Source organism: Streptomyces sp. NPDC025638, from assembly GCF_055558775.1.
On sequence record NZ_JBVHLX010000023.1, the window covers coordinates 1 to 25398 of the forward strand.

At 70.5% G+C, this 25398-nt stretch carries 20 protein-coding genes; 11 read left to right on the top strand and 9 right to left on the bottom strand.

Annotated features, from left to right (window positions below):
- The 3 genes from ACZ4EG_RS40155 to glgB all read left to right on the top strand — a co-directional run.
- Window positions 1–381 (top strand): alpha-glucosidase C-terminal domain-containing protein (locus ACZ4EG_RS40155; RefSeq protein ID WP_467794147.1); only part of this gene is annotated, 381 nt, incomplete at its 5' end.
- An 87-nt stretch (window positions 382–468) separates the two neighbouring features.
- The gene (locus tag ACZ4EG_RS40160) at window positions 469–1869 is read left to right on the top strand and encodes a maltokinase N-terminal cap-like domain-containing protein (protein WP_467794148.1); all 1401 of its coding nucleotides are present in this window, start codon (window positions 469–471) and stop codon (window positions 1867–1869) included.
- Between the two features lie 27 nt (window positions 1870–1896).
- Window positions 1897–4428, top strand: coding sequence for a 1,4-alpha-glucan branching enzyme (gene glgB, locus ACZ4EG_RS40165; RefSeq protein WP_467794149.1), 2532 nt, complete (start codon window positions 1897–1899; stop codon window positions 4426–4428).
- Here the strand turns inward: glgB and ACZ4EG_RS40170 are convergent.
- The 6 genes from ACZ4EG_RS40170 to ACZ4EG_RS40195 all read right to left on the bottom strand — a co-directional run bounded on the left by ACZ4EG_RS40170 (window position 4403) and on the right by ACZ4EG_RS40195 (window position 11794).
- Window positions 4403–6679 (bottom strand): HelD family protein, encoded by a 2277-nt coding sequence (locus tag ACZ4EG_RS40170; protein WP_467794150.1) that lies wholly within the window; start codon window positions 6677–6679, stop codon window positions 4403–4405. The genes glgB and ACZ4EG_RS40170 overlap by 26 nt on opposite strands.
- Window positions 6680–6846: 167 nt before the next feature.
- Entirely contained in the window at window positions 6847–7179 is a 333-nt protein-coding gene (locus ACZ4EG_RS40175) for a thioredoxin family protein (RefSeq protein ID WP_390708975.1), read from the bottom strand.
- The gene (locus tag ACZ4EG_RS40180; protein ID WP_390708974.1) at window positions 7176–7604 is read right to left on the bottom strand and encodes a MerR family transcriptional regulator; all 429 of its coding nucleotides are present in this window, start codon (window positions 7602–7604) and stop codon (window positions 7176–7178) included. Before ACZ4EG_RS40180 ends, ACZ4EG_RS40175 begins: the two co-directional genes overlap by 4 nt.
- Before the next feature lie 29 nt (window positions 7605–7633).
- Entirely contained in the window at window positions 7634–9157 is a 1524-nt protein-coding gene (locus ACZ4EG_RS40185) for an AAA family ATPase (RefSeq protein WP_453562199.1), read from the bottom strand.
- An 83-nt stretch (window positions 9158–9240) separates the two neighbouring features.
- Window positions 9241–10005, bottom strand: a complete 765-nt coding sequence (locus ACZ4EG_RS40190) for a DUF2127 domain-containing protein (protein WP_453562197.1) — start codon at window positions 10003–10005, stop codon at window positions 9241–9243.
- A gap of 109 nt (window positions 10006–10114) precedes the next feature.
- A complete protein-coding gene (locus tag ACZ4EG_RS40195; protein ID WP_453562195.1) occupies window positions 10115–11794 on the bottom strand; it encodes a DHA2 family efflux MFS transporter permease subunit in 1680 nt (559 codons plus the stop codon).
- 179 nt (window positions 11795–11973) lie between these two features.
- On the opposite strand from ACZ4EG_RS40195, the gene ACZ4EG_RS40200 reads away from it, so the two are divergent.
- The gene (locus tag ACZ4EG_RS40200) at window positions 11974–12591 is read left to right on the top strand and encodes a TetR/AcrR family transcriptional regulator (protein ID WP_467794198.1); all 618 of its coding nucleotides are present in this window, start codon (window positions 11974–11976) and stop codon (window positions 12589–12591) included.
- Window positions 12592–12783: 192 nt separating this feature from the next.
- Here ACZ4EG_RS40200 and ACZ4EG_RS40205 read toward each other — a convergent pair whose 3' ends face one another.
- Window positions 12784–14166 (bottom strand): cation:dicarboxylate symporter family transporter, encoded by a 1383-nt coding sequence (locus tag ACZ4EG_RS40205; RefSeq protein ID WP_467794151.1) that lies wholly within the window; start codon window positions 14164–14166, stop codon window positions 12784–12786.
- A gap of 153 nt (window positions 14167–14319) precedes the next feature.
- Here ACZ4EG_RS40205 and ACZ4EG_RS40210 point away from each other — a divergent pair, with 153 nt between their 5' ends.
- Entirely contained in the window at window positions 14320–15984 is a 1665-nt protein-coding gene (locus ACZ4EG_RS40210) for a sensor histidine kinase (RefSeq protein ID WP_467794152.1), read from the top strand.
- Complete coding sequence (locus tag ACZ4EG_RS40215) at window positions 15981–16667, top strand: response regulator (RefSeq protein ID WP_467794153.1); 687 nt, start codon at window positions 15981–15983, stop codon at window positions 16665–16667. The genes ACZ4EG_RS40210 and ACZ4EG_RS40215 overlap by 4 nt, the downstream gene beginning before the upstream one ends.
- A 9-nt stretch (window positions 16668–16676) precedes the next feature.
- Here ACZ4EG_RS40215 and ACZ4EG_RS40220 read toward each other — a convergent pair whose 3' ends face one another.
- Window positions 16677–17234, bottom strand: a complete 558-nt coding sequence (locus ACZ4EG_RS40220; RefSeq protein WP_467794154.1) for a hypothetical protein — start codon at window positions 17232–17234, stop codon at window positions 16677–16679.
- 33 nt (window positions 17235–17267) lie between these two features.
- On the opposite strand from ACZ4EG_RS40220, the gene ACZ4EG_RS40225 reads away from it, so the two are divergent.
- Window positions 17268–18116: a 5'-methylthioadenosine/S-adenosylhomocysteine nucleosidase family protein gene (locus ACZ4EG_RS40225; RefSeq protein WP_467794155.1), complete on the top strand. Its 849-nt coding sequence runs from the start codon at window positions 17268–17270 to the stop codon at window positions 18114–18116.
- Between the two features lie 488 nt (window positions 18117–18604).
- Window positions 18605–19234: an XRE family transcriptional regulator gene (locus ACZ4EG_RS40230; protein WP_467794156.1), complete on the top strand. Its 630-nt coding sequence runs from the start codon at window positions 18605–18607 to the stop codon at window positions 19232–19234.
- Window positions 19235–19296: 62 nt separating this feature from the next.
- Here the strand turns inward: ACZ4EG_RS40230 and ACZ4EG_RS40235 are convergent, their stop codons facing one another.
- Window positions 19297–20322, bottom strand: coding sequence for an ATP-dependent 6-phosphofructokinase (locus tag ACZ4EG_RS40235; protein ID WP_453558958.1), 1026 nt, complete (start codon window positions 20320–20322; stop codon window positions 19297–19299).
- 181 nt (window positions 20323–20503) lie between these two features.
- Here ACZ4EG_RS40235 and pta point away from each other — a divergent pair, with 181 nt between their 5' ends.
- From pta to pyk, 3 genes are all read left to right on the top strand, one after another.
- Window positions 20504–22594 (top strand): phosphate acetyltransferase, encoded by a 2091-nt coding sequence (gene pta, locus ACZ4EG_RS40240; protein ID WP_467794157.1) that lies wholly within the window; start codon window positions 20504–20506, stop codon window positions 22592–22594.
- The gene (locus ACZ4EG_RS40245; protein WP_453558952.1) at window positions 22591–23799 is read left to right on the top strand and encodes an acetate kinase; all 1209 of its coding nucleotides are present in this window, start codon (window positions 22591–22593) and stop codon (window positions 23797–23799) included. The genes pta and ACZ4EG_RS40245 overlap by 4 nt, the downstream gene beginning before the upstream one ends.
- A 132-nt stretch (window positions 23800–23931) precedes the next feature.
- Entirely contained in the window at window positions 23932–25359 is a 1428-nt protein-coding gene (pyk, locus tag ACZ4EG_RS40250) for a pyruvate kinase (protein ID WP_467794158.1), read from the top strand.
- Window positions 25360–25398: the final 39 nt, after the last annotated feature.

Here is a 25398-nt window from a genome sequence, read left to right on the forward strand (position 1 = left end):
GACCCCGTCTACGGCTACCAGGTCACCAACGTCGAGGCCTCCATGTCCTCCCCGTCCAGCCTCCTGCACTGGACCCGCCGCATGATCGAGATCCGTAAACAGAACCCCGCCTTCGGACTCGGCTCCTACACCGAACTCCAGTCCTCCAACCCGGCGGTGATCGCGTTCCTACGGGAGTACGAGGACGACCTGGTCCTGTGTGTGCACAACTTCTCCCGCTTCGCACAGCCGACCGAACTCGACCTGCGGCGGTTCAACGGCAGGCACCCGGTCGAGCTGTTCGGCGGGGTGCGCTTCCCGGCGATCGGCGAACTGCCGTATCTGCTGACCCTGGCGGGGCACGGCTTCTACTGGTTCCGGCTCCGCAGGGAAACCGCATAGTCCACTCCCGGGTGGAGCGGTTTCCCCTGCCCCACCCGGGGCACCCATCAGTCACACCCCGACGCCCCGGGGAAAGGACGCGCCGCCATGGCGGAAACGGTCACACCTTCCGGCACGACAAGTCCCGGCCACCTCCTCGCGTCACTCGATCCACTGCTGCGCGAGTGGCTGCCGAGGCAGCGGTGGTTCGCGGGCAAGGGGCGCCCGGTCACCGGCTTCTCCCTGGTCTCGGCCACCGAACTGCTGCCCTCCGACGGCAGGCTGGGCCTGCACCATCTGCTCGTCCGTGCCCATCAGCCACCCGTCCTGGGCGCCGCGGTCCACCCCGGCGACTGCTACCAGCTCCTGATAGGCGTGCGCGAGGCGCTGCCGCCCCGGCTCGCGCCCGCGCTGATCGGACACGTGGAGGAAGGGCCGCTCGCCGGACGCACGGTGTACGACGCCCTGTACGACCCCCGGCCCGCCGAGGTGCTCCTGGAGGCCCTGCGCACCCAGGCCCGCATCGGCGGGCTGCGCTTCGAGCGGGACGGACGCCAGGAGATACGCGACGGCCTGGTGGCCCGCATGATGACCGCGGAACAGTCCAACTCCTCGGTCGTCTACGGCGATACGTTCATACTGAAGCTGCTGCGCCGGGTCGTCCCCGGCGACAACCCCGACCTGGAGATACCGCTGGTCCTGGCCCGCAAGGGCTGCGCCCGCGTGCCCGCGCCGACGGCATGGCTGATGGCCGACACCGGCGAGCCCGCCCAGGAGTCCTACGTCCTCGCCGTGCTCCAGCCGTTCGTTCGGGGCGCGACGGACGGCTGGGAGCTGGCGCTGCGCGAGCTGGCCAAGGGCGAGGACTTCACCGCCGAGGCCCGGGCGCTGGGCCGGGCCACCGCCGAGGTGCACACGGCACTCGCCCACGCGCTCCCCACGACCACCCTGGGCCATGTCCAGCTGCGGCGCCTGGTGGACGGCATGGTCGAGCGGCTGGAGGCGGCCGTACAGGCGGTGCCGACACTGGGCCCGTACGAGCCGGGGCTGCGCTCCGCCTACGAGGCCCTGGCCGAGCTGGCCGCCGAGGGCCGCATCTGGACCGCCCAGCGCATCCACGGCGATCTGCACCTCGGCCAGTGTCTGCGCTCGCCCTCCGGGCAGTGGTCGCTGATCGACTTCGAGGGCGAACCGGCCCGCCCGCTGGCCGAGCGGCGTATGCCGCAGCCGACGGTGCGGGACATCGCGGGGATGCTCCGCTCCTTCGACTACGCGGCACACTCGGCGACCCCGCCGGCCCCGGGCTGGGCGGCCGCGTGCCGGGCCGCGTACTGCTCCGGGTACGCCGAGGTCGCCGGGCGCGATCCGCGCACGGATCCCGTTCTGCTGCGGGCCTACGAGACCGACAAGGCGGTCTACGAGGTCGTCTACGAAGCCCGCCACCGCCCCGACTGGCTCCCCGTACCGATGTCGGCGGTACACCGCCTCGCCCTGTCCGACCAGCTCTGACCTCACCCTCGCCCAGGAGGCTCGTCCGTGACCCCCAGCCCCCCGTCCAGCGGTTCGGATCCGAAGAATCCAAAGAAGACGGCGGCCAAGAAGACAGCGAAGAAAACAGCCGAGACGTCGGCCGAGGCGGCCGGGAAGGCAACGGCCGGAAAGCCTGCGGCCGGAAAGGCAGCGGCCAAGAAGACGGCCGGCGCGAAGAAGGCGGCCACGAAGGCCATAGCCAAGAAGGCCGGGGTCAAGAAGGCCGCAGTCAAGGAAGCCCCGGCGAAGAAAGCCTCCGCCAAGAAGCCCTCCCCGAAGAAGGCGGTCACGAAGAAGGCGGTCACGAAGAAGGCGGTCACGAAGACGGCCCCCGCTCCCGCCGAAACCGCCGTGTCCCCCGCCCTGGACGCCGCCGACCGCGAGCGGCTGCTGCACGGCACGCACCACGACCCGCACTCCGTCCTCGGCGCCCACCCGGTGCCCGGCGGGATCGCCGTCCGGGCCCTGCGCCCGTACGCCCGGTCCGTCACGGTGGTGTCGGGCCGTCTGCGGGCCGAACTGCACGACGACGGCGACGGCTTCTTCTCCGGGCTGCTGCCCCTGATCGGGGTCCCGGAGTACCGGCTACTGGTGGCGTACGACGAGACGGTGCGGGAGACCGAGGACGCGTACCGCTTCCTGCCCACGCTCGGTGACCTCGATCTGCATCTGATCGGCGAGGGCCGGCACGAGCAGCTGTGGCAGGCGCTGGGCGCCGAGCCGATGACGCACCAGGGCGTGACCGGCACCCGCTTCACGGTGTGGGCGCCGAACGCGCGGGGCGTACGGCTGGCCGGTGGCTTCAACTTCTGGGACGGCACGGGCCACCCCATGCGGTCGCTGGGCTCCTCGGGGGTGTGGGAGCTGTTCGTGCCGGGCATCGGCGAGGGCGAGCTGTACAAGTTCGAGATCACCCGCCCGGACGGCTCCCGGACCCTGCGCGCCGACCCGCTGGCCCGTCGCACCGAGGCCCCGCCGAACACCTCCTCCATCGTGCACGCCTCGCAGTACGAGTGGGGCGACACGGAGTGGATGGCGCACCGAGCGGACACGCCGGTGCACGAGGCACCGTTCTCGGTGTACGAGATCCACCTCGCCTCCTGGCGCCCCGGCCTGACCTACCGCCAACTGGCCGAGCAGCTCCCCGGGTACGTCAAGGATCTCGGCTTCACCCACGTCGAGCTGATGCCGGTCGCCGAGCACCCCTTCGGCGGCTCCTGGGGCTACCAGGTCACCGGCTTCTACGCCCCCACCGCCCGGCTGGGCACCCCCGACGACTTCAAGTACCTGGTCGACGCCCTGCACCGGGCGGGCATCGGTGTGCTGATGGACTGGGTGCCGGCCCATTTCCCGCGGGACGACTGGGCGTTGGCGGAGTTCGACGGGCGTCCGCTGTACGAGCACGAGGACCCGTTGCGGGCCGCGCATCCCGACTGGGGCACGCTGGAGTTCGACTTCGGCCGGCGCGAGGTGCGCAACTTCCTGGTGGCGAACGCCGTGTTCTGGTGCGAGGAGTTCCACATAGACGGGCTGCGGGTGGACGCGGTCGCCTCGATGCTCTACCTCGACTACTCACGTGAGCCGGGCCAGTGGTCGCCGAACGAGCACGGGGGCCGGGAGAACCTGGACGCGGTGGCGTTCCTGCAGGAGATGAACGCCACCGTCTACCGCCGCAACCCGGGCGTGGTGACGATCGCGGAGGAGTCGACCGCCTGGGACGGCGTGACGCGCCCCACGCACCACAGGGGCCCGAGCGGCTTCGGTGGTCTGGGCTTCGGGCTGAAGTGGAACATGGGGTGGATGCACGACTCGCTGGAGTACATGCAGCACGAGCCGGTGCACCGCAAGTTCCACCACCACGAGATGACCTTCTCGATGGTGTACGCCTACAGCGAGAACTACGTCCTGCCCATCTCCCACGACGAGGTCGTCCACGGCAAGCGTTCACTGGTGTCGAAGATGCCGGGCGACTGGTGGCAGCAGCGGGCCAACCACCGTGCGTACCTGGGCTTCATGTGGGCCCACCCGGGCAAGCAACTCCTCTTCATGGGACAGGAGTTCGCCCAGGGCGCCGAATGGTCCGAGGCCCACGGCCCCGACTGGTGGCTGCTGGACCCGGCATACGGCGCCGAGTCCGACCACCGCGGCATCCGCGACCTGGTCCGCGACCTCAACGCCGTCTACCGTACGACCCCCGCCCTGTGGCAGCGGGACACCGACCCGGCCGGCTTCCAGTGGATCGTCGGCGACGCGGCGGACGACAACGTCTTCGCCTTCCTGAGACTGGACGCCGAGGGCAACCCCCTCCTGTCGGTCTCGAACCTCGCCCCGGTCGTCCGCCACGACTACCGCCTCGGCGTCCCCGAGGACGTCCCCGCCTGGCACGAGACCCTCAACACGGACATCGGGAGGTACGGCGGCGGCGACGTCACCAACCCCGACCCGGTCAAACCGGAGCCGCAAGGGGCACATGGCCGACCCGCGAGCATCCGGCTGACCCTGCCGCCACTGGCTACGGTGTGGCTGCGGCCTGCCTGAGCCCCTCGGGCAGCGCGCCCTTGTGCAGCACACCGAGCCGCTGTGTCGCTCGGGTCAGGGCCACGTACAGGTCGCTGGTTCCATAGCTGCCCGGCTCCACCACCAGGACGGAGTCGAACTCCAGGCCCTTGGCCTGACGCGGATCGAGAAGGACGACGGTCCGCGTCAGGTCGGGCTCGGCGCCCGCCGTCACCCCGTCCAGCCGTGCGGCCAGCTTGCGGTGCAGATGGCGCGGGGCGATGACGGCGAGCCGGCCCTCGTCGGGGGTCAGCTCCTTCACCGCCTCGGCCACGGCGCCCGGCAGGTCGTCGGTCGCGCGCACCCACGGCCGTACGCCCGTCGACCGCACCGAACTCGGCGGCTCGAAGCCGGGGTCCTCGGCGCGCACCACGGCCGCCGCGACGTCCATGATCTCTGCCGGGGTCCGGTAGTTGACGCCCAGGCGGGTGTGCTCCCAGCGGTCCTCGACGTACGGGGAGAGGATGTCCGCCCACGAGCCGACGCCCGCCGCCTCCGCGGTCTGCACCGGGTCGCCGACCAGGGTCATCGAGCGGGTCGGGCTGCGTCGCATCAGCAGCCGCCATGCCATCGGCGACAGCTCCTGCGCCTCGTCGACGATGATGTGCCCGAACGCCCAGGTCCGGTCGGCCGCCGCGCGCTCGGCGGCGCTGCGGTGGTCCTCCTCCTCATGGCGCTCGGCGAACCGTTCGGCGTCGATGATGTCGTGCGCGGACAGGACCTCCGAGCCGTCGGGATCACTGTCCTCCTTGTCCTCGAACTCGTACGTCCGCGAGGCGTACGAGACGTCGAGGACGCCCTGGGCATAGGCCACCTGGGTCTCCCGTTCCCGCTCCGCCCGCGCCCGCGCCAACCGCTCGTCGACCCCGAGCAGTTCGGCGGCCTCGTCGAGCAGCGGTACGTCCGCCACCGTCCACGCCCGTGTGGTCGGGCGGCGGACCGCGGCCGCGTCCTCGTCCGAGAGGTGACCCACGGGGTCGGCGAGGAAGTCCGCGACCAGGCGCTGCGGCGTCAGGCGCGGCCACAACTGGTCGACGGCGGCCCACACCTCGGGGTTCTCGGCGAGTTCGTCGCGGATCTGGGTGATGTCGCTGGGGTCGAGCAGATTCGTGCCGTCGTACGGGTCGGTGCCGATGCGTTCGGCCACCATGTCGGTGAGCGTGTTGAGGATGTGACCCTCGAAGTGCTCGCGGGCGACGTTGTGCGGCAGCCGGGCGGCACGGGTGCGCTCACGGGCCACCTTCACCAGGCCGTCGTCGAGCATCAGGATCTCGCGGTCGTGCTCGATCGCGATCACCGGGTCCGGCAGCGACTGCCAGTCCCGTACGACCTCGGCGAGCACGTCCGCCATATCGGCACGGCCCTTGATCGCGGCCGCCTCGCGGCTGTCGGTCGCCGTCGCCTTCACGCCCGGGAAGAGTTCGCCGACCGTGGCCAGCAGCACGCCGGTCTCGCCGAGCGAGGGCAGCACCTCGCCGATGTAGCCGAGGAACGCCGGGTTGGGGCCGACGATCAGGACGGCCCGCTTGGCGAGCAGTTCCCGGTGCTCGTAGAGGAGATACGCGGCGCGGTGCAGCGCGACCGCCGTCTTGCCGGTGCCGGGTCCGCCCTCCACCACCAGCACCCCGCGGTGCGGCGCCCGGATGATCTCGTCCTGCTCGGCCTGGATGGTCTGCACGATGTCGTTCATCCGGCCGGTGCGCGCGGAGTTGAGCGCGGCGAGCAGCACGGCGTCCCCGGTGGGGTCCTCGTGACCGGTGCGGGTGGCGTCGCCGAGGTCGAGGATCTCGTCGTGCAGGGAGGTGACGCGGCGCCCGTCGGTGGCGATGTGCCGGCGCCGGCGCAGCCCCAGCGGGGTGTGCCCGGTGGCCAGATAGAAGGGGCGGGCGACATCGGCCCGCCAGTCGATGAGGACGGGGGTGCGCTCGGCGTCGTCGGTGCGCAGGCCGATACGGCCGATGTGGTGGCTGGTACCGGATGGGAGTCCCCCCTGCTCGAACGAAGTTGAGAGCTTGGGGGACAGGTCGATGCGGCCGAAGCAGAGCGAGCCGTCCACGGCGTTCAGCGCGGCGAGCAGCCCGGAGCGCTCGGCGACCAGGATGTCCCGCTCCAGCCGGGCCTGCATGGGCTTGTCACCCTGCGCGAGGGCGTCCGCGACGGAGACCTCGGTGTCGCCGCGGAGGGCATCGACGTGCGCGTACAGTCCGTCGATGAATTCCTGCTCGTGTCGCAATTCATCGTCCGGAAATTCGGTGTTTGACAATTCCGCTCCCGCCCGGATATACTGTGCTCACTGAACTTCACCGCGCCTCAATTCACTTGAAGTCGCGAACCATTGAATATACGCACAGAAATCCCCCGAGCGCAATTGCTCGGGGGATTTTTTGCGGGCCCGTCGCTTTACCAGACGTCGGAAAGCTCCTCCAGAAGCCTGCGCCTGGGGCGCGCCCCGACCATCGCCTTCACGGGTTCACCGGCGCGGAACACCATGAACGTCGGCATCGACAGCACCTTGTACGCGTTGGTGGTCAACGGATTGGTGTCCACGTCCAGCTGCACGACCTTCAGCCGCTCGCTCGTCTCTTGGGCCAGCGCCGTGAGCACCGGCCCCATCTGCCGGCACGGCGGGCACCAGTCGGCGGTGAACTCCACCAGTACGGGCAGCTCCGAGCCGAGCACCTCCGCCGCGAAGTCCGCGTCCGTCACCTCGGTCACACCGTCCGCCTTGATCAACGCTCCTGCCCTCCCAGTTCGCACAGCGGCTCCGGACCTCCCGGAACCAGCGCTTCGGCGGCCAGTTCGGCCCGCGCCCGCTCGGCCCGGACCAACTGCCCGGCGACCGTCTCCCGCACCGCCCGCAGCTCCCCGATGAGCGCGTCCAGCTCGTCCAGCTTGCGCCGGTAGACCGCGAGCGAGGCGGGGCACGAGTCGCCCTCCGGGTGCCCGGCCCGCAGACACTCCACGAACGGCCGCGTCTCCTCCAGGTCGAACCCGAAGTCCCGCAGCGTCCGTATCTGGGTGAGCAGCCGCAGGTCGGCCTCGTCGTACGACCGGTGCCCCTTGTCGTCGCGCCGCGCGGGCAGCAGCCCCCGCGACTCGTAGTACCGCAGCGCCCGCGTGGTGGTTCCGGCCCGTGCTGCCAGCTCGCCGATTCGCATGGGTACGACCGTAGGCGTTGACGTCGGCGTCAGGGCAAGGCCGGCGGGAGCAGCGGTTTGCGCGGCACCGGTCGGCGTTCCTCGTCCTCGTCGCCGTCCCGCACCCCGAGCAGCCGGCGGGTCAGGTGGTCGCGGTCGGAGAGGAGCTCGTCGAGGGCCTCGCGGACGTCGTCCGGCTCGGTGCGGGGCGACTCGCGCTCCGCCGCGATCAGCACGGACCGCCGTACCAGCTCCTTGGTGAAGGAGGCTGTCGTGCCCTCCGTACGGGCCACCACCTCGTCGGCGATGTCCTTGCCGAGGCCGAGTCCCGCGCCGTACAGGCCGAGCAGGGCCGCGCGGCCCTCCGCGTCCGGCAGCGGGATCTCCACGGCGAGGTCGACGCGGCCGGGGCGCTGCACGAGGGCCGGTTCCAGCAGGTCGGCACGGTTGGTGGTGAGCAGGAAGGCGACGTCGGCGTCGTCGCCGAGGCCGTCCATCTCGTTCAGCACCTGGAAGAGCAGGGGTTGTTCGCCGCCGCCGTAGTCGCGGGACTCGGCGATCAGGTCGCAGTCCTCCAGGACGACGAGCGCGGGCTGGAGCATCCGGGCCAGGGCGCACGCCGGGCCGATGGCCTGAATGCTCTCGCCGGACAGGATCACGACCGTGAACTGCGGGAGGTGGGACAGGAGATAGCGGATCGTATGGGTCTTGCCGGTGCCGGGCGGGCCGTACAGCAGGAGGCCCCGGCGCAGATGCTGGCCCGCCGCGCGCAGCTGCTCACGGCGCCGGGCCACGCCCACGACCTGGCGTTCCACCCGATCCAGGAGTCCGGCCGGCAGCACGACGTCGTCGCGGGTCAGGCCGGGGCGGCGGTGGAAGCGGAACGGGCCGAGACCGTGCCCGAACTCGGAGCCCTCGAAGGAGAGCACCTGCCCGCGGAAGACGTTGTTCTCGCGCATGAGCGCGTCGATCCCGGCGAGCAGCCGGTCCGCGAACTCCTTGTCCCCGGCGAGGACTTCGACCTCGACCTTGTTGCGCCCGTACTCGTCCTGCGGGCCGCGCAGGAGTACGGCGAACCGCTCGTCGCCCTCCGCCCCGAGGTAGAACCCGCAGGAGACGCAGGCCAGTTCCTCGTCGGGTGAGATCGGCAGATGGGCGTAGTCGACGGCGCCGACCACGAAGCGGTCGTAGCGGTCGGCGGCGTCGATGATGTCGCCGAGGGTGAGGTCGCCGTGGTGCTGGGCGCCACGCATACCGATCAGTTCGTACGAGCGGCCGTCCGCGGCGAACCAGCGCTCCAGGGCGAGGTGGACGTTGGGCAGGTCGAAGGAGGCGTAGGCGGCCTTCACCACCGGGCGGTCCGTCGGCGCCGACCCCAGGTGGTCGCGCAGCCGCTTGGCGAGGTCGCGGCTGCCGTCGGTGTCCGGACGCTTGGGGCGGGCGACCGCCATGAGGAACTCGGAGAACAACTCGTTGACCTGCTCCAACGAGAGCGGTGACGGCTCCCTCTCCGGTCCGTATCGGGCCTCGTACTCCTGCGAGCTGACGATCTCCACCCTGCCCGGCTCCCCCATGTCCACCTCCGTGCGTCGCGTGCGCTGCGAGGCCTTCAAGCCTGGGCCGAACGGGTGGGCGCGTCAAAGGATTTGGCGCGGGATCAGACAGCCACCCCCGCCGACTCCTCCACCTCCATCAGCGAAGCGCTGTGCCGCTCCTCGTCGAAGGCCTTCCGTCCGCCCCGCAGCCCGAACAGCCGCTTGGTGATGGCGATGTAGAGGACCGCGAGGATGTTGAGGACGAGGGTTGAGATCTTCAACCAGCTGATGTGCTCGGTGAGTTCGTAGATCTCCAGCGGGAGGAACGCTGCGGTGGCGACCACCGTGAGGTACTCGGCCCAGCGCTTGGCGTACCAGAGGCCGACCGCCTCGACGAGTTCGATCACCGCGTAGGCCAGCAGCAGGGCCGCCACCAGCAGCAGCGTGGAGTGCTTGTAGCCGAAGACCTTCTGGATGGAGCCGACGACCGGTGAGTGGTCGAGGTCGTAGTGGAAGTGCCTGAAGACAGGGCGGAAGACGTCGAGGTTCTCGTTGAAGAGCCGCCGTACCGCGTCCTGGCTGTTGCTGAACTTCCACACCGCCACCGCGACCAGCACGATGAACACGCCCCGCACGGCCCGCTCGATCGACAGGAACCGCAGGATGAACAGGTCCCGCAGCACCTTCCCGCGCGGCACCAGCGGCGCGTCGTCGGCCGGCCCCGAGCCGTGCGGCTCGCCGAGCACGAAGTCGCCGCAGCGCAGACAGCGCCACACGTCCCCGAGCGCGGTCTCGGCGTGCAGCCGCACCCGGAGCCTCGGGTCGTCCGGCGCGTAGGTCACATGCCCCTTGCGCGCGCAGTGCCGACGGTCCCAGTCGATCTTCATCCCCCGTGCCTCCATACGTACTCACGGACACGCGCGAAAGCAAACGTGCCGTTCCGGTTGATCCGGCACGGCACGTTAGCGGATGCGGGTGAGAAGGGGTCGAGACGGGTCAGCGGACGCCGCTGTCCACCAGCTCTTTCTCCTCCGCGGGTTCCTCCGGTTCCGGTGTGGCGGCCGCGCGGCCCGGCAGCAGCAGTGCCACCAGGAGCGTGCCGATACCCAGGACCACCGCGCCGACCAGGCTCGTGTGGGCCACCGCGTCCGAGAAGGCGGAGCCGACCGCGTCGGCCATCTGGCGTGCTCCCGTGGCCAGTTGGGCCGACTGTTCCTTGAGCTTCGCGGCCTGTTGCGGGTCCGTCGTCCGGGCCGCCTGCGCCCCGAGTTGGCGCGCCTTCTCCCCGATGCCCTGCGCGACCGCGTAGCCGGCGCCGACCGAGTCCTGCGCGGTGGTCAGGGCGTCCGCCGGGAGCTTGCTGCCCGCGGTGGCGTCGGTGAGGTGGTTGCCGTACGACGTCGACAGCAGCGAGCCGAGGATCGCGATGCCGAGCGAGCCGCCGAGCTCCAGCGAGGTGTCGTTCACCGCGCCGCCGACGCCGAGTTCGGACTCCGGGAAGGCGCCCATGATCGCGTCCGTGCAGGGCGAGAGGGCGAGCCCGATGGCCAGGCCGAGGACGATGAGCGGGGCGACGAAATCGCCGTACGACGAAGCCGCGTCCACCCGGGTCAGCAGGGCCAGCGCGGTCGTGCCGCCGACCATGCCCGCGGTCACCGTCCACTTCATGCCGACGCGCGGGGTGAGCCAGCCGGTGAGCGCCGAGCCGACGAAGACGGCGCCCGCGAGCGGGAGCATGCGCAGACCGGTGCCGAGCGCGTCGTATCCGAGCACGAACTGGAGGTGCTGGGTGAGGTAGTAGAACGCGCCGAAGACGGCCAGGAAGAACAGGGCGACCGCGAGGTTGGAGCCCGCGAACCGGCGGTCGGCGAAGCGGCGCACGTCCAGCACCGGACGCGGGTGGCGCAGCTCCCACAGGACGAAGGCCACCAGGCCGACGCCCGCGACGACCGCGGCGCTCACGGCCTTCACGCCCCAGCCGAAGTGCGGCCCCTCGATGATCATGTAGACCAGCGAGCCGATCCACAGCACCGACAGCAGCCCGCCGACGTAGTCGATCCGGTCGTGGTGACCGGCCTTGGACGGCGGCACGAGGACGAAGGCACCGACGATCGCGACCGCGGCGACGGGCACATTGATCAGGAACGTCGACGACCAGCCGTGGTCGCGCAGCAGCGCGCCCGCGACGACCGGACCGGCCGCGATGGCGAGTCCCGCGGTCGCCGTCCACAGGGTGATGGCCTTGGCCCGCTCGGCGCGCGGGAAGGTCGCGGCGAGCAAAGAGAGCGTGGCGGGCATGATCAGCGCGGCGCCGACGCCCATGACCGCACGGGCCGCGATGACGGCGGTGGCGCTGTCGGCGAGGTAACCGGAGACGGCCCCGCCCCCGAAGACCACGAGCCCGAGGACCAGCGCGCCGCGCCGGCTGTACTTGTCGCCGATCGCGCCGAGCAGCAGCATCAGCGCGGCGTACGGGACCGTGTAGCCGTCGATCACCCACTGCAGGTCGGCGCTGGACAGACCGAGGTCCTCGGTCATGTCGGGGGCCGCGACCGTGAGGGCGGTGTTGGCCATCACGATGATCAGCAGGCTCAGGCAGAGCACCAGCAGGGCCCACCAGCGCCGGGCGTAGGGGCGGTCCGTCCTTTCGACCGGTTCGTTCATGACGAGTCGCATGGGCAGGGGTCGCCTTCCTCACAGATGCACACGACGGGGCAGATGCACACCACCGAACTTGCACAGTGGCGTGCAATTGCACAACGATGTGCAATGTACGACTACTGCACAGTGCTGTGCAAATGAAGGAGGTGAAGCCCATGCGGAAGGACCGTGAGGCCCTCCACGGGGCAGGCAGAATGGCAGCCATGACCACGGGTAACAGCTCTCGCGCGGACGCCAACCGGCGCCGCATCCTCGACATCGCCCTCGCCGAGCTGCTGCGCGACCCCGACGCCTCCATGGACCAGATCGCGCGCGCCGCGGGGGTCGTACGGCGGACGGTGTACGGGCACTTCCCCAGCCGTGAGGCGTTGATCGGCACGCTGATCGACGAAGCGGTGGAGGCGCTGGCGGCCGCGCACGCGGCGGGACGCGAGGGGGTCGACGACCCGGCGGAGGCGGTGGCCCGGTCGGTGCTCGCGGTCTGGGAGATCGCCGACCGCTACCGGCTGCTGGTCGCGCTGGCCCAGCGCACGGTCACCGTGCAGGGCATCCGCGAGCGCCTCACGCCGGTCCGCGAAGCCTGCGCCGAGGTGCTGCGACAGGGCCTGGAACAGGGGACGTTCAGCTCGCCGCTGCCGGCTCCGGCACTGGCGTACGTGCATGAACAGATGCTGTTCGCGGTGATGGAGGCGGTGAACGACGACCTGCTGGCAGCACCGGAGGCGGGCCGCTCCGCCGCGGCCGCCGTGCTGGCCGCGTCGGGCGTGCCCGCCTCCCTGGCCACCGCGCTGGTGGCGAAGCTGAGCGAGTAGAGGCCGGAGAGGGCGAGTAGACACCGGAATGGGCAGACAGAAGCCGGGCGGCTGAGCTTCGGGGGGAGGCTCAGCCGCCCGGGGCGGTGGACCGGGCGCCCGGCCCGGGTTCAGGCAGGGCCGGGCGCCCGGCCCGGGTTCAGGCAGGGCCGGGCGCCCGGCGGTCAAAAGGGGCGTTGGAAGGGGCCCCGATCAGGCCTTCGCGAGTTCCTTCTCGCCGTCCTCGGTCGGCTCGGGGGCCACGGCGGCCTCGCCCTCGTCCAGCAGGGTCGTCTCGTCGAACGGCAGCTCGCCGGCGAGCACCTGCTTGACGCGGTCCTTGTCGATCTCCTTGGTCCACGTGCCGATCAGCACCGTCGCGACGGAGTTGCCCGCGAAGTTCGTCAGGGCGCGGGCCTCGCTCATGAAGCGGTCGATGCCGACGATCAGGCCCACGCCGTCGACCAGTGCGGGCTTGTGCGACTGCAGACCACCGGCCAGGGTCGCAAGCCCCGCGCCGCTGACGCCCGCCGCGCCCTTGGAGGCGAGGAGCAGGAAGAGCAGCAGCGGGATCTGCTCGCCGATCGACATCGGCGTACCGAGCGCGTCGGCGATGTAGAGCGACGCCATGGTCATGTAGATCATGGTGCCGTCGAGGTTGAAGGAGTAGCCGGTCGGCACGGTGATGCCGACGACGGCCTTGCTGACGCCCAGGTGCTCCATCTTCGCGATGAGCCGCGGCAGCGCGGACTCGGAGGAGGAGGTGGACAGGATCAGCAGGAACTCCCGGCCCAGGTACTTGAACAGCGAGAAGATGTTCAGCCCGGAGACGGCACGCAGCAGCGCGGCCAGCACGATGAAGACGAACAGGAAGCAGGTCACGTAGAAGCCGAGCATCAGCACGGCGAGGCTCTTGAGCGCGTCCAGACCGGCGGAGCCGACCACCGCCGCGATGGCACCGAAGGCACCGATCGGGGCGGCCCACATCACCATGGCGAGGATGCGGAACACGAGCCGCTGGATGTGCTCGATACCGCGCAGCACCGGCTGGCCGACCGGGCCCATGGCCTGCAGCGCGAACCCGGTGAGCAGCGCCACGAGCAGGGTCTGCAGGACCTGGCCCTCGGTGAACGCCGAGACGAAGGTCACCGGGATGATCGACAGCACGAACTCGACGGGCGGCAGCGCGTCCGCGGACACCTGGTCGTGCCCGGTCGCCTTGAGCGCGTCGGTCAGATGCAGCCCGTCGCCCGGGTGCAGCACGTTGCCGACGACGAGCCCGATGCTCAGCGCGACCAGCGACATGACGAGGAAGTAGCCGAGGGCGATACCGCCGACGGCGCCGACCTTGGCGGCCTTGCGGACGGACCCGATCCCGAGCACGATCGTGCAGAAGATGATCGGCGAGATCATCATCTTGATCAGGTTCACAAAGCCCGTACCGAGGGGCTTGAGCTCGACCCCGAGGTCGGGCCAGATGAGCCCCACGGCGATACCGAGCGCGACCGCCGCGATGACGGCGATGTACAGATAGTGGGTACGGTCCCGCTTCACAGCGGGTGCGGCTGGAGCCGTATCGGGGGTACTGGCGGCCACGGCTGCCCTCCTTGACGTCTTCGTCGGCAACACACCGGCGTGCGGCTCACGTCCGGGGGTTATGGGGAATGCCGTGACTATCTCCCGCCCTGTGAGGGCGGTCACCCTTCCGTTCATTTAGTTCACGCTTAACCGCAGAGGCACACTGACGACATGCGCTTCCCGTCCGTCGCCCGTCCCCGCAGCCTGGCCGGCCAGCTCTTCGCCATGCAGGCCGTGCTGATAGCGGTGCTCGTGGCCGGGTACGCGCTGTTCACCTACGTCAGCGACCAGCGGCAGGCCGAGGACGCGGCGGCCCGTCACGCCACCGCCGTGGCCCGCTCGATCGCGGACTCCCCCTCGGTCCGCTCGGCCATCCACACCGCCGACCCCACCCTCCGGCTGCAGCCCTACGCCCTCCAGGTGATGCGGGACGCGGACGTCGACTTCGTGACGATCATGAACCCCTCCGGCATCCGCTGGACGCATCCCGAGGAAAAGCAGATCGGCAGGCACTTCCTCGGCCGTATCGGCCCCGCCCAGCACGGCCACACCTTCACCGAGACGTACACCGGCACACTCGGCCCGTCCGTCCGCGCGGTCACGCCCGTGGAGGAGAACGGCCGCGTCATCGGCCTGGTCAGCGCCGGCATCAAGGTCGAGGCGATCAGCAAGCGGGTGCAGGGCCAGGTCACGGCGCTGCTCGCGGTGGCCGGCGGCGCCCTGCTGCTGGGCGCGGTCGGTACGTACGTCGTCAACGCCCGGCTGCGCCGCCACACCCACGGCATGAACGCAACCGAGCTGAGCCAGGTGCACGACTACCACGAGGCCACGCTGCACGCGGTGCGCGAGGGGCTGCTGATGCTGGACGGCCAGTACCGGGTGGCGCTGATCAACGACGGCGGCCGGGAACTGCTGGGCGTGCCGGCCGAGGCGGACGTGATCGGCACGTCGGTGGCGGGACTCGGCCTGCCCGCCCCGCTGACGGGTGCCCTGCTCGCCTCCGAACCCCGGGTGGACGAGGTCCATCTGACGGCGGACCGGGTGCTGGTCGTGAACACCTCGCCGGTGTCGGGCGGCGAGCGCCGCGGAACGGTCGTGACGCTCCGGGACGTGACCGAACTCCAGTCCCTGATGGGCGAGCTGGACTCCGAGCGCGGTTTCACGCAGGCGCTGCGCTCGCAGGCGCACGAGGCGGCGAACCGTCTGCACACGGTCGTCTCGCTGATCGAACTGGGCCGCGCTCAGGAGGCGGTCGACTTCGCCACGGCGGAACTGGAACTGGCGCAGGCGCTGACGGACCAGGTGGTGGCGGCGGTGAGCGAGCCGGTCCTGGCCGCCCTGCTGCTCGGCAAGACGGCGCAGTCGAACGAGCGGGGCGTGGAGCTGATCCTCTCCGAGGACAGCCGACTGGACGACGGGGTCCTCCCACCCGGCCTCCCGGCCCGCGATCTGGTGACCATCCTGGGCAATCTGATCGACAACGCGGTGGACGCGGCGCAGGGCAGCGTCGGGGCGCGGGTGACGGTGACCGCATACGCGGAAGGCGGGGCGGGCGCGGAAGGCGGGAAGGGCGGGGAACTCGTCCTGCGGGTGGCGGACACCGGCAGCGGTGTGGATCCGGCCCATGCGGAACTGGTATTCCAGCGGGGGTTCACCACCAAGCCGGCGGGACCGGGCGGGCGCGGGCTCGGCCTGGCCCTGGTCCGGCAGGCCGTACACCGTCAGCAGGGGACGTTGACGGTGGCGGAGGCCGACGGTGGTGGGGCGGAGTTCGAGGTGCGGTTGCCGTTGCACACGGCGGTCGGGCCGTCCCCGGTGTCTGGAGGCGACGTATGACGAACGAGCAGTCCATCCGCGTGCTGGTGGTGGAGGACGACCCGGTGGCGGCGGACGCGCATGTGATGTACGTCGGCCGGGTACCGGGGTTCGTCGCCGTGGGCAAGGCGCACACGGGGGCGGAGGCACGGCGCCTCCTGGACCGTACGCCGGTGGACCTGCTGCTGCTCGATCTGCATCTGCCGGATGTGCACGGCCTGCAGTTCGCGCGCTCCCTGCGGGCGGCCGGGCATCACGCCGATGTCATCGCGGTGACCTCGGCGCGGGATCTGACCGTGGTCCGGGAAGGGGTCTCGCTCGGAGTCGTGCAGTACGTCCTGAAGCCGTTCACGTTCGCGACGTTGCGGGACCGGCTGGTGCGGTACGCCGAGTTCCGTGCGGCGGTGGGCGAGGCGAGCGGTCAGGACGAGGTGGACCGGGCACTGGCCCAACTCCGGGCGCCCGGGCCCGCGGCACTGCCGAAGGGGCTGAGCGGGCCGACGCTGGAGCGGGTCACGGTGACCCTGCGGGACTGCGCGGAGGGTCTCACGGCCGCCGGTGTCGCCGAGGCGGTCGGCATCTCCCGCATCACGGCCCGCCGCTATCTGGAGCACCTGGTGGACGCGGGGCGGGCGGCGCGCAGTCCGCAGTACGGGACCGTGGGGCGGCCGGAGTTGCAGTACCGGTGGGTCAGGGGGCAGTGAGCCGCCCCGTCACCCGGAGGTGTTCGCCCCGGCGTACGACACGACCTGCGCGCCGAGACCGACCACGGCCAGGGCTTCCACGACGGACACCACGAGGAGGCCGCCGCTGCCCTGCCCGCCGGTCCAGTAGACGGTGAGCCCGGCGAGCGGCACGAGGCAGAAGGCGAGCAGGTCGATGACGCACTGCACGGCCTTGCGCGACCGGCGACGCCGGTCGCCGCGATGAGCACGCTCCCACACAAAGACCTCCTCGACCTCGCCGGCCTCTTCGGTCCGGGCGAGCCGCGCGAGCCGGGGACCCAGGTCCTCGCGAACGTACCGGCCGATCGCCGAGATCTTCTGGTCGTTGACGAGATAGGTCCAGCCGAGGACCACACAGACCGGCGGGAGCGCGAGCAGCATGGCGGGCTGTCCGGCCTGCGCCGACGCCGCGATGACGGCGGCGACGACGGTGAGCGTGACATAGAGGAGGTTGTCCCGGAACCCGATCCTCGTCTTCTGCTCGTCCTTGACGGTCTGGTACTCGATGAGCAGCAACCGCCCCACGGTGACGTCTCGTTCCGGCACTACGACCCCTTCCCCCGGCAGTACCTTGAGAGTGTGCCGGAGACACAGCCCACCGTTCTGGTCCTGACCGCACTCGCTCTGGAGTACTCCGCCGTCCGCGCCCATGTCGAGGACCGGCAGGATCTCGTCCACCCCGGCAATGGCACCCGGCTCGAACGCGGACGGCTGCCCGGCACCCCCTGGCACGTGGCGATCGGCGAGCTGGGCGAGGGCGCCAGGGCCACCGCGGCGCTCACCGCGTCACTCATCGACTGGCTCCGTCCGCGGGCGGTCCTCTTCGTCGGTGTCGCGGGCGGCCTCAAGGACGACATCGGCATCGGCGACGTCGTCGTGGGAACCAAGGTGTACGGCATCCACGGCGGCAAGCAGACCGCCGAGGGCCTGCTCGTCCGCCCGGAGGCCTGGTACGGCTCCAACGCACTGGTGCAGGCCGCGCGTTCGGCCGTACGGGACATGACGGACGTACGGGCCCACTTCAAGCCGATCGCCACCGGTGACGTCGTCCTGGCCGACGCCGGGTCCGAGATCGCCCGTCACCTGCGGGAGCACTACAACGACGCGGCCGCGGTCGAGATGGAGGGGTCCGGCGCGGCCCACGCGGCGCAGCTGAGCGGGCAGGTTGACGCCCTGGTCGTCCGGGGCATCAGCGACCGCGCCGACGCGCGGAAGTCCGAGGCGGACGCCGGGGGTTCACAGCAGCGGGCGGCCACGCGGGCGGCATCGGTGGCGATGGCGGTACTGCGCAAGCACCGGCCCGGAGGCGACGATGCTTCCGCGCACTCCGAGGAAGGGCCCCGAGCCGTCTACGGGGGCGACCACATCGACTTCCGGGGCGGGACCTTCTACGGACCCGTGACCGGGAAGCAAGGCGAACGGCGGTAGGGGCAGCACCCCCACGGCCCGGTCCCGCGCGCGAGTGCCACGCCGCGTCCCGCCCTTCGAGGGGCGTGAAGTGAAGGCCTTCAACTGGTTCGCGACAGACGAAGCCGACGGCTCAGCAGCGTGCTTGACGGACAGGCCAACGTGGTCGGGCATCACCTCAAGCGCCACGATCTCCCACCTCCGTTCGTTGACCTTCTGGCGGATCGTCCAGGCGCGACCCCGCCACGGAGGACCGGACGGCGGACACTTCGGGCACCACGCCACGTGCAACCCGACACGCCGCCGGGGAACCGGCACACCTTGCCGGGAGCACCGGCTACGCCGGAACCATACGTTCCTACAATCCGTGATCCTGGCCGAACAGACCGTAGTCATCGCCCCCGCGCACCCGTACGTTGTCCGCTGTGCGCCGACCACCAGACCCACGGAACCAGCCAGGTCCCCCCTTCAACGCCCCCGCCGCCCGCAAACTCCGTGCCGCTCTCGGCATGACACCCGAACACGTCGCCCACGGCATGCGTGCCTCGTACGGGTTGCCGTACGTCACCGCTGACCTGGTCGCCACCTGGGAGCGGGGCCTCGCCACGCCCAGCAGTCCCGAACTCACCGCTCTCGCCGGGGTGTTGTGGTGTTCGCCGGGGGAGCTGATCGGGCGGCCGCGCAGTCTGCGCGAGCACCGCGTCGCCCGTGGGCTGGCGGCGGAGGACGTCGCCCTCGCCGTCGGGGTCGAACTCCTCGCCTATCTGCGGATGGAGGAGCACGACGAGTGGCGCGGCACCGAGCGGCAGTCCGCCGCCCTCGCCGAGCTGCTCGCGTTGTCCCTGCCCGACTTCGTGACCGTCAGCGGCCGCGACGGGAAGCTGGCCGAGTTGCTGCGCAGTGCGGTCACCACGCGGTGGCGGGCCTATGTGCGACCGGTGGGCCGGATGGTGCCGCTGGACCGCCGACTCCTGGAGGGCGCCCTCCAGGAGCTGCACCAGGACTACCAGGGGCAGATGGTGGCCACGCTGAGCTGGGGCGGCACCAGTGCCGCGGAGGACTCCAGCGGCAACGGCCGTGACTTCCTCGACCGGATCGTGGAGCACTTCTGGTCGAGGGTGGAGGCCAGTACGGCCTGATACCAACAGGGCCTGGCAGGAACCAGTAAGACCCGGCAGGACCGCGCAGCGCCTGGACGGTCCTAGAAGACCGACTCCGTCTCGTCCATCCGGTCCTTCGGGACCGTCTTCAGCTCGGTGACCGCCTCCGCGAGCGGCACCATCACGATGTCGGTGCCGCGCAGCGCCGTCATCCGGCCGAACTCGCCCCGGTGCGCGGCCTCCACCGCGTGCCAGCCGAAGCGGGTGGCGAGGATGCGGTCGTACGCGGTCGGGGTGCCGCCGCGCTGGACGTGGCCGAGGATGACGGGCTTGGCCTCCTTGCCGAGGCGCCGCTCCAGCTCGTACGCCAGTGCCGTGCCGATGCCCTGGAAGCGCTCGTGACCGAACTGGTCGATCTCGCCCTTGCTGTAGTCCATGGTGCCCTCGGCGGGGTGGGCGCCCTCGGCGACGCAGATGACGGCGAACTTCTTGCCGCGGGAGAACCGCTCCTCGACCATCTTGACCAGGTCGGCCGGGGCGAAGGGGCGTTCGGGCAGGCAGATGCCGTGGGCGCCGCCGGCCATGCCGGACTCCAGGGCGATCCAGCCCGCGTGACGGCCCATGACCTCGACGACCATCACGCGCTGGTGGGACTCGGCGGTGGTCTTGAGGCGGTCCATGGCCTCCGTGGCCACGCCGACGGCGGTGTCGAAGCCGAAGGTGCGGTCCGTGGAGGAGATGTCGTTGTCGATCGTCTTCGGCACGCCCACGACCGGCAGCCCGGCGTCGGAGAGCATCCGGGCGGCGGTCAGCGTGCCTTCGCCGCCGATCGGGATCAGCGCGTCGATGCCGAACTCGCCGACCATGTCGGTGGCCCGCTCACAGGCCTCGCGCAGCCGGTCGCGCTCCAGTCGGGAGGAGCCGAGGATGGTGCCGCCGCGGGCCAGGATGCCGCTGACCGCGTCCAGGTCGAGGGTGCGGTAGTGGCCGTCGAGCAGTCCCCGGTAGCCGTCCTCGAAGCCGATGACCTCGTCGCCGTACTGCGCCACGGCCCGGTGCACGACAGACCGGATCACTGCGTTCAGGCCGGGGCAGTCGCCGCCTGCGGTGAGAACTCCGATGCGCATCGTGCTGTGTCTCCTGGTCGCTGTTGGTACCGGTGAGCAAGTCCGATTGTTTCACGTCCGTCAGGGGGCCGATGCCCTGACGGGCGCCTTATCTAGCGCCAGGGGTATTGTCAAGAGGGATCTGCTCACCTTGGTGGGCGATTTTTATGCGGAGACGTGAGAGACGAAACGGAGTGCCCACGTGACGCGCAGCGTGTACGTGACCGGGATCGACCGCGGCGACGGCCGCCAGGTCGTCGAGCTGGGAGTCATGGAGTTGCTGACCCGGCAGGTCGACCGGGTGGGGGTGTTCCGGCCGCTCGTCCACCACAGCCCCGATCGCCTGTTCGAGCTACTGCGCGCCCGGTACCGGCTGTCCCAGGACCCGGCGACCGTCTACGGCATGGACTACCACGAGGCGTCCGCGCTGCAGGCCGAACAGGGAACGGACGAACTGGTGTCCACCCTCGTCGACCGGTTCCACCTGGTCGCGCGGGACTACGACGTCGTCCTGGTCCTCGGCACCGACTTCGCCGACACCCAGCTCCCGGACGAGCTGTCCCTGAACGCCCGGCTCGCCAATGAGTTCGCCGCGTCCGTGATCCCGGTCGTGGGCGGCCGCCGGCAGACCGCCGAGTCCGTGCGCGCCGAGACGCGCAACGCGTTCCGGGCGTACGACAGTCTCGGCTGCGACGTCCTCGCCATGGTCGCCAACCGGGTGGCCCGCGAGGACCGCGACGAGATCGCCGAGCGGCTCGGAAACCGGCTGCCGGTCCCCTGCTGGGTGCTGCCCGACGAGCCAGCGCTGTCCGCGCCGACGGTCTCCCAGATCACCCAGGCCCTGGGCGGCACCGTGCTGCTCGGGGACGACTCGGGGCTGGCCCGGGACGCGCTCGGCTTCGTCTTCGGCGGCGCCATGCTGCCGAACCTGCTCAGCGCCCTGACCCCCGGCTGCCTGGTGGTGACCCCGGGCGACCGCGCCGACCTGGTGATCGGCTCGCTCGCCGCGCACAGCGCCGGCACCCCGCCGATAGCCGGCCTGCTGCTCACCCTGAACGAGCGGCCCTCCGAGGAGATCCTCACCCTCGCCGCCCGGCTCGCCCCGGGCACCCCGGTGGTCTCGGTGCCCGGCAACAGCTTCCCCACCGCCGAGCAGCTGTTCTCCCTGGAGGGCAAGCTGAGCGCGGTCACCCCGCGCAAGGCGGAGACCGCGCTCGGTCTGTTCGAGCGGTACGTCGACACCAGCGATCTGCTCAAGCGGGTCTCCGCGCCGAGCAGTGACCGGGTCACCCCGATGATGTTCGAGCACAAGCTGCTCGAACAGGCCCGCTCCGACAAGCGCCGTGTCGTCCTGCCGGAGGGCTCCGAGGAGCGTGTGCTGCACGCCGCCGAGGTGCTGCTGCGCCGGGGCGTGTGCGAGCTGACCCTGCTCGGTCCCGTCGACCTGATCCGCAAGAAGGCCGCCGACCTCGGCATCGACCTCGGCGACGCCCAGCTGATCGACCCGGCCGCCTCCGAGCTGCGCGACGCCTTCGCCCAGACGTACGCCGGGCTGCGGGCCCACCGGGGCGTGACGGTGGAGCTGGCCTACGACGTCGTCTCCGACGTGAACTACTTCGGCACCCTGATGGTCCAGGAGGGTCTCGCCGACGGCATGGTCTCCGGGTCCGTGCACTCCACGGCCGCCACCATCCGGCCCGCCTTCGAGATCATCAAGACCACCCCGGAGTCGTCCATCGTCTCCTCCGTGTTCTTCATGTGCCTGGCCGACAAGGTGCTGGTCTACGGCGACTGCGCGGTCAACCCGGACCCGAACGCCGAGCAACTGGCCGACATCGCCATCCAGTCGGCCGCCACCGCGCAGCAGTTCGGCGTGGAGCCGCGGATCGCGATGCTGTCGTACTCCACGGGTACGTCCGGTTCGGGCGCCGACGTCGACAAGGTGCGCGAGGCGACCAAGCTGGCGCGCTCACGGCGGCCCGACCTGAAGATCGAGGGGCCGATCCAGTACGACGCGGCCGTGGAGCCGTCGGTCGCGGCCACCAAGCTGCCCGGCTCCGAGGTCGCCGGACAGGCCAGCGTGCTGATCTTCCCCGACCTCAACACCGGCAACAACACGTACAAGGCCGTGCAGCGCTCGGCCGGCGCGATCGCCGTCGGCCCGGTCCTGCAGGGTCTGCGCAAGCCGGTCAACGACCTGTCCCGGGGCGCCCTGGTCCAGGACATCGTCAACACCGTCGCCATCACGGCCATCCAGGCCCAGACCTCCAGCGAGAAGGCAACCGCCCAGTGACCGCCACCCGCGTCCTCGTCCTCAACTCCGGTTCCTCGTCGGTGAAGTACCAGCTGCTGGACATGCGCGACAGCAGCCGGCTGGCGGCGGGTCTCGTCGAGCGCATCGGCGAGCAGACCTCCCGGCTGAAGCACACCTGTCTCGCCTCGGGCGCCACCCGTGAGGAGAACGGGCCGATCGCCGACCACGACGCCGCCCTCAAGGCCGTGGCCGAGGAGCTGGCCAAGGACGGTCTCGGCCTGGACTCGCCGGAACTGGCCGCGATCGGGCACCGTGTGGTGCACGGCGGCATGTTCTTCACCGAGCCGACCGTCATCGACGACGCCGTGCTCACCGAGATCGAGCGGCTGATCCCCGTCGCGCCGCTGCACAACCCGGCCAACCTCACCGGCATCCGCACGGCCCTGGCGCTGCGCCCCGACCTGCCCCAGGTCGCGGTCTTCGACACGGCGTTCCACACGACCATGCCGGAGTCCGCGGCGCGCTACGCGATCGACCCGAAGCTGGCGGACCGGTACCGCATCCGGCGCTACGGCTTCCACGGGACCTCGCACGCCTACGTCTCCCGGGCGACCGCGAAGCTGCTCGGGAAGGCGCCGGAGGAGGTCAATGTCATCGTGCTGCACCTGGGCAACGGGGCGTCCGCCTCCGCGGTGCGCGGAGGCCGGTGCGTGGACACCTCGATGGGGCTCACCCCGCTGGAGGGGCTTGTGATGGGGACGCGCTCCGGCGACCTGGATCCGGCCGTCATCTTCCATTTGCAGCGTGTTGGCGGAATGTCCATGGACGAGATCGACACTCTTCTCAACAAGAGAAGCGGTCTGTTCGGGCTGTGCGGTGACAACGACATGCGGGAGATCCGCCGTCGGATCGACGAGGGCGACGAACGGGCGCGTCTCGCCTTCGACATCTACATTCACCGCCTGAAGAAGTACATAGGCGCCTATTACGCGGTGCTCGGACGGGTGGACGCGGTCGCTTTCACAGCGGGAGTCGGGGAAAACGCGAGTCCCGTGCGAGAGGCTGCCGTGGCGGGCCTGGAGGAGCTGGGCCTGGCGGTGGACGGCGAGCTGAACGCCGTACGCGGCGACGGGCCACGGCTGATCTCGCCCGAGCACGCGAGGGTGGCCGTCGCCGTGGTGCCCACCGACGAGGAACTGGAGATCGCCACACAGACCTACGCACTGGTCGGAAAGAACAGCTGAGCGAACAGCTGAGCATTTAGGCGAACAGCTGAGCAATTACACGGCGGTAACACGACTGAGCGCACGTCCGCCCATTTGCATCTTCCACCAGACGGAATATTCCGTAGCGAAACAAACCGATAGGATCGCCCCATGCGCCGTTCGAAAATCGTCTGTACTCTCGGCCCCGCGGTCGACTCCCACGAGATGCTCGTCTCCATGATCGAGGCCGGCATGAATGTGGCTCGGTTCAACTTCAGCCACGGCACCCACTCCGAGCACCAGGCGCGGTACGACCGCGTCCGGGCCGCCTCCAAGGAGACCGGCCGCGCCATCGGCGTCCTCGCCGATCTGCAGGGCCCCAAGATCCGTCTGGAGACCTTCGCCGAGGGGCCGGTCGAACTGGAGCGTGGTGACGAGTTCGTCATCACGACCGAGGACGTGCCGGGTGACAAGCAGATCTGCGGCACGACGTACAAGGGCCTGACGGGCGATGTCGCACGGGGCGACCAGATCCTGATCAACGACGGCAACGTCGAGCTGAAGGTGGTGGACGTCGAGGGCCCGCGGGTGCGGACGATCGTCATCGAGGGCGGTGTCGTCTCCGACCACAAGGGCATCAACCTGCCCGGCGCGGCCGTCAACGTGCCCGCGCTGAGCAACAAGGACATCGAGGACCTGCGGTTCGCGCTGCGCATGGGCTGCGACATGGTCGCGCTGTCCTTCGTGCGGGACGCCAAGGACGTCAACGACGTCCACCGGGTGATGGACGAGGAGGGCCGCCGGGTCCCCGTCATCGCCAAGGTGGAGAAGCCGCAGGCGGTCGACAACATGGAGGGCGTCGTGCTGGCGTTCGACGCCGTGATGGTCGCCCGTGGCGACCTCGCCGTCGAGTACCCGCTCGAGAAGGTCCCCATGGTGCAGAAGCGCCTGATCGAGCTGTGCCGGCGCAACGCCAAGCCGGTGATCGTGGCTACCCAGATGATGGAGTCGATGATCACCAACTCCCGCCCGACCCGCGCCGAGGCCTCCGACGTGGCCAACGCCATCCTGGACGGCGCCGACGCGGTCATGCTGTCGGCCGAGTCGAGCGTGGGCGCGTATCCGGTCGAGACGGTCAAGACGATGTCAAAGATCGTCACCGCGGCCGAGGGGGAGCTGCTCTCCAAGGGCCTGCAGCCGCTCGTCCCCGGCAAGAAGCCCCGGACGCAGGGTGGTTCGGTCGCACGTGCCGCGTGCGAGATCGCGGACTTCCTGGGCGGCAAGGGCCTGATCGCCTTCACCAAGTCCGGTGACACCGCCCGCAGGCTGTCCCGCTACCGCGCGGCCCAGCCGATCCTGGCCTTCACCACGGACGAGGGCACCCGCAACCAGCTGACGCTCAGCTGGGGTGTGGAGTCGCACATCGTTCCGTTCGTGAACAGCACGGACGAAATGGTCGACATGGTCGACCAGGAGCTGGCCAAGCTCAACCGCTTCACCCCGGGCGACACGGTCATCATCACCGCCGGCTCGCCCCCCGGCGTCCCCGGCACCACCAACATGGTCCGTGTCCACCACGTCGGCGGCGACGGCAAGTGACGCCCCACTGAAGGGCCTTGTACGACGCTGAGGGCGCCC